The organism is Elizabethkingia argenteiflava, from assembly GCF_009904105.1.
GTDB classification, from domain to species: domain Bacteria; phylum Bacteroidota; class Bacteroidia; order Flavobacteriales; family Weeksellaceae; genus Elizabethkingia; species Elizabethkingia argenteiflava.
Window position 1 is genome coordinate 1 of sequence record NZ_JAAABJ010000609.1, and the last position, 227, is coordinate 227.

Annotated in this window: 1 protein-coding gene; it reads left to right on the top strand. The window is 32.6% G+C overall.

Annotated features, from left to right (window positions below):
* Positions 1–223, top strand: a 223-nt coding sequence (locus tag GNY06_RS10210) for a transposase (protein WP_166519979.1), incomplete at its 5' end; no start/stop codon positions are given.
* Between the last annotated feature and the right edge of the window lie 4 nt (positions 224–227).

Below are 227 nucleotides of genomic sequence, written 5' to 3' on the forward strand. Positions count from 1 at the left end.
AGATCTGGTAAAAAAGGGGTTTGGATACATTATTCAGGTTGTTTTAAGGCCTGATAAGCAAAAAAAGAATTTTCAGCCTATCCATAAAAGATGGATTATTGAAAGAACATTTGCTTGGTTTGATAACGATCGAAGACTATGCCGAATTTATGAACTGCTAATCGAAAATGCAGAAGAAATGGTTAAAGTGGCCGCTATAAAACATTTATTGAACAAAATTTAAACAG